Genomic DNA, 7,648 nt, shown 5'->3' on the forward strand with positions numbered 1-7,648 from the left:
CAGCCCGGTCGCCAATCTCGCCGTGGTCATCTACGTCGCCCATCTGCACGGCGTCGATCTCGGCCCGGCCGCCTGGGTCGCCGGCGGGCTGACGGCGATCGCCATCTCGATCGGTTCGGTCGGCCTGCCCGGTCAGGTCAGCTTCTTCGTCTCCGTCGCCCCGATCTGCCTCGCCATGGGCGTGCCGATCCAGGTGCTGCCGCTGCTGCTGGCGGTCGAGGTCATCCCCGACATCTTCCGCACCATCGGCAATGTCACCGGCGACCTCGCGGCGGCGCGGATCGTGGAGGGGAGGGACGCCCCGGCGGAGGCGGACCCGCTGGCGGGGGTCTAGGCGGCGAGCAGTTCGGAGGCCCGGGAGGACAGGCCGTCTGGCCCAAACGGGTTCACGATCTCAACGCCGAGAATCGTAGCTCCGTCCTGCATATCTTCGGTGATCAGCGTCGAGCAGCCGTTTCGTTTCACGCACGCGATCAGGAGTGCGTCCCAATAGCTCAGACGGCCCTGTGCCATCTCATCCAGGGCAGTCACGGCGTCGCTCGGCGCCGGTATCGCCATATCGAACCCGGTCAGAATGCGAGTGGCCAACTCGGCGACGAGCGGCGGCGGCAGCTTGAACTTTCGACGCAAAATGTTCTGGGTTTCGCCGACCACCTGCAGCGCCACCGGGGAGCGTTGCGCGGCCAACGTCGAGATCACCTGCGCCGCGACGGCCTGTTTTTCCGGCTGGCCATCGTCGTGAAGATACAGCACCACGTTGGAGTCCAGCGTGATCACCGCTCATGCATCTCGTCGCGGGTCCAGCCCGTGCCGTCGGAACGATAGCCTTTACCAACAACGCTGAGCAGGCTCCTTATTGCGGCCTCACGCTCCTCCGGCGTCCGCGCCAGGGCGGGATAGACGACAGGCCTGTCGTCAACGATGGGACTCACAGACACCTCATTGCCTCTCCGCTTCTCGTACAGCTCCCGCCAGAAATCCTGGGCGGAGCCGACGGGGCGGATGCCCGGGGTGGGGCGACCGTCCTTGCCCCGGGCCATCTTGGTCCAGGTGCCGGGCACGCCGTCCACAGCCAGCTGGATGGTTTCACCCGCTTCCAGCGCTTCAATCCTGGCAGGCAGCGACTGGTCGCCGTGGAGGTGTTTGCTCCAGATCACATAATCTCTGATGACGGTGCGGGCGGTCATGCAGACACTCCGGTTCAAGCTCAGCATGACACGGGTGGGCTTGAACGTCGAGGGCCCCCGAGGACCCCCTAGCCGTAGTCCTGGATCGGCCGCACATCCAGCTCGCCGGCCTTGATCGCCCCGATGGCCTGGGCGGCGGCCAGCGCCCCCGCGGTGGTGGTGTAATAGGGGATTTTCATCATCAGGGCGGTGCGGCGCAGGCTGAAGCTGTCCTGCAGCGACTGCTTGCCCTCGGTGGTGTTGAAGACCAGCTGGACCTCGCCGTTCTTCATCGCGTCGACGATGTGCGGGCGGCCTTCCAGAACCTTCCTGACCAGGCCGACCTCGAAGCCCTGGGCGGTCAGGAAGGCGTGGGTGCCTGCCGTGGCGATGATGGAAAGGCCCTCGCCGATCAGCGTCTTCACCGCCTCGACGATGAAGGGCTTGTCGTCCTCCTTGACCGAGACGAAGGCGCAGCCCGAGACCGGCAGGGTGGTGCCGCCGCCGATCTGGCTCTTGGCGAAGGCGCGGGCGAAGGCCGGGGCCATGTCGGCCTCGCCGTCGCGCCTCCAGTCCAGACCCATGACCTCGCCGGTCGAGCGCATCTCGGGGCCCAGCACGGTGTCGACCCCGGCGAAACGGGCGAAGGGGAAGACCGCCTCCTTGACGGCGATATGGTCATAGGGCCTGTCGGCCAGGCCGAAGGATTTCAGCGGCACGCCGGCCATGACCTTGGCGGCGATCGACGCGATCGGCCGGCCGATGGTCTTGGCCACGAAGGGGGCCGTGCGGCTGGCGCGCGGATTGACCTCCAGCACGAAGATGCGCGGCTCGGCCGAGTGCGGCTCCTCGATGGCGAATTGGACGTTCATCAGGCCGCGCACCTTCAGGGCCCGGGCCATGGCCCCGGTCTGGCGCTTCAGCTCGGCGATGGTCTCGGGCCGCAGCGAGTGGGGCGGCATCGAACAGGCGCTGTCGCCCGAATGCACCCCGGCCTCCTCGATATGCTCCAGCACCCCGGCCACGAACACCGTCTCGTCGTCGCACAGGGCGTCGACGTCGACCTCGGTGGCGCGGTTCAGATAGTGGTCGATCAGCACCGGATCGTCGCCCGACACCCGCATGGCCTCGCCGACGTAACGGTCCAGCTGTTCGCGGTCGTGGACGATGACCATGCCGCGCCCGCCCAGCACGTATGAGGGGCGCAGCACGACCGGATAGCCGACCTCCTCCGCCTTCTGTGCGGCCTCCTCGGCGCTGCGGGCCAGTCCGTTGGGCGGCTGCATCAGGCCGATGTCGTGCAGCATGACCTGGAAGCGCTCGCGGTCCTCGGCCAGGTCGATGGAGTCGAGGCTGGTGCCCAGGATCGGCACCCCGTCCTCATGCAGGGCGTGGGCCAGCTTCAGCGGCGTCTGGCCGCCGAACTGGACGACCACGCCGATCAGGTTTCCGGTCGAGCGCTCGACCTCGATCAGCTCCAGCACGTCCTCGGCCGTCAGCGGCTCGAAATACAGCCGGTCCGAGGTGTCATAGTCGGTCGACACCGTCTCGGGGTTGCAGTTGACCATGATCGACTCGACGCCGATGTCGGCGAAGGCGAAGGCCGCGTGGCAGCAGCAGTAATCGAACTCGATCCCTTGCCCGATCCGGTTCGGCCCGCCGCCCAGGATGATCGCTTTTTTTCTGTCGGTTGGGTTGGATTCGCACTCGGGAACCTGGCCGAGGGCGCCGGTCTCATAGGTCGAATACATATAGGCGGTGGCGCTGGCGAACTCGGCGGCGCAGGTGTCGATGCGCTTGAACACGGGGCGGACGTTCAGGCGGCGGCGCAGGGCGCGGACATGGGCTTCGGTCGTCCCCGTCAGCTCCGCGAGGCGCGCATCGGAAAAGCCTTTGGCCTTCAGACGGCGAAACTCCTTCGCAGCCACATCGCCCCCTTCCCCCTTGATGGGGGGAGGGCCGGGGTTGGGGGTGACGGTGTCGGCGGAAGCTGTCCCGGCGGCGCCGTCATCCGCTGACAGTTTCACCCCCAACCCAACCCTTCCCCCATCAAGGGGGAAGGGCTCGGTGAGCTCGCTCCCGGGCAACCCCTTGACCCGGATATGCCCTTCCTCCCGCACGATGTCGGCGATCTGGCGCAGGAACCACGGTTCATATGAACAGGCCGCGTTGACCTCCTCGACCGACAGGCCGTGGCGGAAGGCCTGGGCGATGACGCGGATGCGGTCCGGCGTCGGCTGGCCCAGGGCCCGCACCACGGCGGCGCGGGCGGAGGCGTCGTCGTCGACCTCGAGCACGCCGTCGATCTCGATCTCGTTGAAGCCGGTCAGGCCGGTCTCCAGCCCGCGCAGGGCCTTCTGCATCGACTCCTGGAAGGTGCGGCCGATGGCCATGACCTCGCCGACGGACTTCATCGAGGTCGACAGGCTGGCCTCGGCCCCGGGGTATTTCTCGAAGGCGAAGCGCGGGATCTTGGTGACCACATAGTCGATCGACGGCTCGAACGAGGCCGGCGTCACCCGGGTGATGTCGTTGGTCAGTTCGTCGAGGGTGTAGCCGACGGCCAGCCGGGCCGCGACCTTGGCGATCGGGAAGCCGGTGGCCTTGGAGGCCAGGGCGGACGAGCGCGACACCCGCGGGTTCATCTCGATCACCACCATCCGGCCGTCGGCCGGGTTGATGGCCCACTGGACGTTGGATCCGCCGGTCTCGACGCCGATCTCGCGCAGCACGTTGATCGAGCCGGTCCGCATCCGCTGATATTCCTTGTCGGTCAGCGTCAGGGCCGGGGCGACGGTGATGGAATCGCCGGTGTGCACCCCCATCGGGTCGATGTTCTCGATCGAGCAGATGATGATGCAATTGTCCGCCCGGTCGCGGACCACCTCCATCTCATACTCCTTCCAGCCCAGCACGCTTTCCTCGACCAGCACCTCGGTGGTCGGCGACAGGTCGAGGCCGCGTTCGACGATCTCCTTGAATTCCTCGACATTGTAGGCGATGCCGCCGCCGGTGCCGGCGAGGGTGAAGGACGGGCGGACGATGGCCGGCAGGCCGACGAAGGCCAGGGCGTCGTCGGCCTCGTCGATGTGATGGATGGCCTTGGAGCGCGGGCTCTCGAGGCCCAGCCTGTCCATGGCGTCGCGGAATTTCTGCCGGTCCTCGGCCTTGTCGATGACCTCGGCGCGGGCCCCGATCATCTCGACGCCCCATTTCTTCAGCGCGCCCGAGGCGTCCAGCGCCAGGGCCGTGTTCAGCGCCGTCTGCCCGCCCATGGTCGGCAGCAGGGCGTCGGGCCGCTCCCTGGCGATGATGCGCTCGACGAATTCCGGCGTGATCGGCTCGATATAGGTGGCGTCGGCCACCTCCGGGTCGGTCATGATCGTGGCCGGATTGGAATTGACCAGGACGACCCTATATCCCTCGGCCTTCAGCGCCTTGCACGCCTGGACGCCGGAATAGTCGAACTCGCACGCCTGTCCGATCACGATGGGCCCCGCCCCAATGATCAGGATAGATTGGATGTCCGTGCGTTTAGGCATTGTTTTTACAAGACTTTCAGTTCGTCACGACCGCGCATTCCCAGCCGTCGTAGTCCAGCTGGAAGGCCGCGGCCCAGGATTGCATCATCGCCGAGACCGGGGCGAACGAGCCCTCGTCGACCGCCATCGTGGCTTCCAGGATGGTGCGGTCGTCGTGGCCCCGGGTCAGGAACCCGGCGCGCCGCGCCACCTCGTTGAGGTCGTCGTGGGCCCCGTCGCCGTAGAAGTAGAACAGGGTGTGCCGGGGCGTGACGCCGCGGTCGCCGTGGGCCGCCAGCGACGCCCGGACCATGGCGTCGCGCTCTTCGTGAGGGACGTCGGCGTCGGTCAAGGCGGCAGGTCTCCTCGCGCGCGCGGACCCGGCGCGGGCGTGGCCGGCGCGGGGCGGTTCGGGTTGTCGGTCAAGCGGCCCGTCTAAAGACGGGGGGACGGCGGAGCAAGCGCTTATCCGTCCGACCGCGCATCGATCCAGCCGGGCAGGTCCGCGATGCGGTCGAGCGCGCCGTAGCGCGGCTGGGCCCCGGGCGCATCCGCCAACTCGTGGGCCCAGGTGACGACGTAGGGGATGTGCACGGCGAAGGCCCCGGCCGCCAGCGCCGGCAGCACATCCGACTTCATCGAGTTTCCCGCCATCACCGCCTCGGCGGCGCCGGTGCCGTGGCGGGCGAAGACCCGTTCGTAGGTGGTCCGGTCCTTCTCGGAAACGATCTCGACGGCGGCGAACAGGTCGCCGAGCCCGGACGCGGCCAGCTTGCGTTCCTGATCCAGCAGGTCGCCCTTGGTGATCAGCACCAGCCGGTACCGCTCCGACAGCCGCGCCAGCGCCTCGTCGACGCCGGGCAGGGTCTCGACCGGATGGGCCAGCATCTCGCGGCCCGCAGCGAGGATCTCGCGGATCACGCCGGCCGGCGGTTCGCCGTCGCACATCTCCATCGCGGTCTCGATCATCGACAGGGTGAAGCCCTTCACGCCGTAACCATAGAGCCGGAGATTGCGCCGTTCGATTTCGGCCAACCGCGCCTCGATCGCAGCGTTTTCGTGGTCGGTCAGCAGGTCCAGGAAGCGGGCCTGCGTCAGCCGGAAGACGGTCTCGTTGTGCCAAAGGGTGTCGTCGGCGTCGAGGCCGACCGTGGTGATGGGCATGGGCTCTCCTGACCCGCGCCGGCGAGCCGGTCAACCTGCGAATGCGAGCGAAGAATGCGAGCGAATTCCGCTTCGGGAACACAGATGGTGAACGGCGATTTGACCATGTTTGTCAGGGATGTGTTTTCACCTGAGGGCGCTTGCTTAAGGCGGGGGAGGGTATTTTTTCGACCGGCGGGAGAAACGGTCATGAGGAACGACCCGGGATACCCGGCCACCTTCACGGCGTCGCTGGACCGTGACGCGGCGGGCGACGGTCTACAGGAATCGGCCTCGAGCCTCGAGGGGCGGCGGTCCTACGCCGCGCCCTACGAGAGCCTGACCTTCACCCTGCTGACGCGCGCCCGGCGCGAACTGGTGGTGACGCTGGCGGCGCAGCCGGTGTTCGATCTCGCCCGTTCGACGCCCGTGGCCCGCCGGATTCGCCGGAGCGTGCGCCATCGCGGCGGCGAAAGCGCCCTGCTCGGGCTCGGCCGGCGCACGCTGGAGCCGGCGGACCTGGTCCGCATCGACACCCAGACCCTGCGCGACGGCCTCGATCTGCTGCGCCTCGGAACCAACGACAGCGGGGTGCTGCCCGCGTTCTGGCGCACGGTGGCCTCGAGCGGCGGCCGGTTCGACCTGCTGTGCGCCGAGATGCAGCACGCGTCCGCGCCGGGAACCCTGCTGGTCGAGGTCGTGGGCGGACTGGAGCAGGCGCCGCCCGAGGCGGTGCGGGAGGCGATCGAGCATTTCGAGACGGGCGCCCTGGGCCTGATCCTGCATATCGCCCCCGACGCCGGCGCGGCGCTCAGACTGTCGCAGGCCCGCGCCCACTGCCTCGCCATCGACTTCGCCGGCGTCGAGCATGAGAGCGCCCGCGGCTGGCAGGCGGCGGCCGGGTTGATCGGGGCGGCGCGCCAGGCCTGTCCCCAGATTCTGTTGCTGAACCTGCGGCCGGACCGGGGCCTTGCGGCCCAGGCCGCCGGGGCCACCCACGCGGTGTTCGCCGGCATGGACGCGGTCGTCGTCTGAGCGCCGGGACGGAGGCGTGGACCGGCCCCGGAGGCTGGCGGCGGCGCCGGTTGACCCGGCGGTTGGCGACGCCTAACCACCGCGCCGTTTGCTCGCCGGGATTCGGTGCTACGAGGTCGCCATGAACACCAAGCTTCTCCCCGGCGTCACCGGCGTGCTCGCGCTGGCGGACGGGACCATCCTGCAGGGCCTCGGCTGCGGCGCGACCGGCTCGGCGCTCGGCGAGGTGGTCTTCAACACCGCCATGACCGGCTATCAGGAAATCCTGACCGACCCGTCCTACATGAGCCAGATCCTGGCCTTCACCTTCCCGCACATCGGCAACACGGGGGTGAATGTCGAGGACGTTGAGCAGATCGGCGGCGGATCGGACACCTCGGCGCGCGGGGCGGTCTTCCGCGACGTGCCGACCGATCCAGCCAACTGGCGCAGCGACAGCGGCTTCGACGCCTGGATGAAGCGGCGCGGCGTGGTCGGGCTGGCGGGAATCGACACCCGTTCGCTGACCGCGCGCATTCGCGACGCCGGCGCCCCGCACGCGGTCATCGCCCACGATCCGGATGGCCGCTTCGACCTCGACGCCCTGGTGACGCAGGCGAAGGCGTGGAGCGGGCTGGTCGGGCTCGATCTGGCCAAGGACGCCTCGACCCTGCAGTCGTTCGACTGGGACGAGGGGCTGTGGGACTGGCCGGAAGGCCATCCGCGGGTCGACGCCTCGGACCGGTCGGTCGTCGTCGTCGACTATGGGGTGAAGCGCAACATCCTGAGGGCGCTGGCCTCGAC

General features: G+C 68.5%; 8 protein-coding genes. 3 read left to right on the forward strand and 5 right to left on the reverse strand.

Annotated elements, in window-relative coordinates; genetic code table 11:
* Nucleotides 1-334, forward strand: a 334-nt coding sequence (locus Q0588_RS13805; RefSeq protein WP_298747252.1) for a cation:dicarboxylase symporter family transporter, incomplete at its 5' end; no start/stop codon positions are given.
* Here Q0588_RS13805 and Q0588_RS13810 read toward each other — a convergent pair.
* The 5 genes from Q0588_RS13810 to Q0588_RS13830 all read right to left on the reverse strand — a co-directional run bounded on the left by Q0588_RS13810 (nucleotide 331) and on the right by Q0588_RS13830 (nucleotide 5,851).
* Nucleotides 331-777 carry a PIN domain-containing protein gene (locus tag Q0588_RS13810; protein WP_298747253.1) on the reverse strand — a complete coding sequence of 149 codons (447 nt, stop codon included), beginning with the start codon at nucleotides 775-777 and terminating at the stop codon, nucleotides 331-333. The two genes, Q0588_RS13805 and Q0588_RS13810, sit on opposite strands and share 4 nt — an antisense overlap.
* Nucleotides 774-1,187, reverse strand: a complete 414-nt coding sequence (locus tag Q0588_RS13815) for a hypothetical protein (RefSeq protein WP_298747255.1) — start codon at nucleotides 1,185-1,187, stop codon at nucleotides 774-776. Before Q0588_RS13815 ends, Q0588_RS13810 begins: the two co-directional genes overlap by 4 nt.
* A gap of 68 nt (nucleotides 1,188-1,255) precedes the next feature.
* On the reverse strand, nucleotides 1,256-4,708 hold the full coding sequence (carB, locus tag Q0588_RS13820; protein WP_298747257.1) for a carbamoyl-phosphate synthase large subunit: 3,453 nt from the start codon (nucleotides 4,706-4,708) through the stop codon (nucleotides 1,256-1,258).
* Nucleotides 4,709-4,724: 16 nt separating this feature from the next.
* Nucleotides 4,725-5,039: a hypothetical protein gene (locus Q0588_RS13825; protein ID WP_298747260.1), complete on the reverse strand. Its 315-nt coding sequence runs from the start codon at nucleotides 5,037-5,039 to the stop codon at nucleotides 4,725-4,727.
* A 113-nt stretch (nucleotides 5,040-5,152) separates the two neighbouring features.
* Nucleotides 5,153-5,851 (reverse strand): HAD family hydrolase, encoded by a 699-nt coding sequence (locus Q0588_RS13830; protein ID WP_298747263.1) that lies wholly within the window; start codon nucleotides 5,849-5,851, stop codon nucleotides 5,153-5,155.
* A 189-nt stretch (nucleotides 5,852-6,040) separates the two neighbouring features.
* On the opposite strand from Q0588_RS13830, the gene Q0588_RS13835 reads away from it, so the two are divergent.
* Nucleotides 6,041-6,865, forward strand: coding sequence for a hypothetical protein (locus tag Q0588_RS13835; protein ID WP_298747266.1), 825 nt, complete (start codon nucleotides 6,041-6,043; stop codon nucleotides 6,863-6,865).
* A gap of 121 nt (nucleotides 6,866-6,986) precedes the next feature.
* The coding region (locus tag Q0588_RS13840; protein ID WP_298747268.1) for a carbamoyl-phosphate synthase domain-containing protein at nucleotides 6,987-7,648 on the forward strand (662 nt) is incomplete at its 3' end.

Source organism: uncultured Brevundimonas sp. (genome assembly GCF_937870815.1).
GTDB lineage: Bacteria > Pseudomonadota > Alphaproteobacteria > Caulobacterales > Caulobacteraceae > Brevundimonas.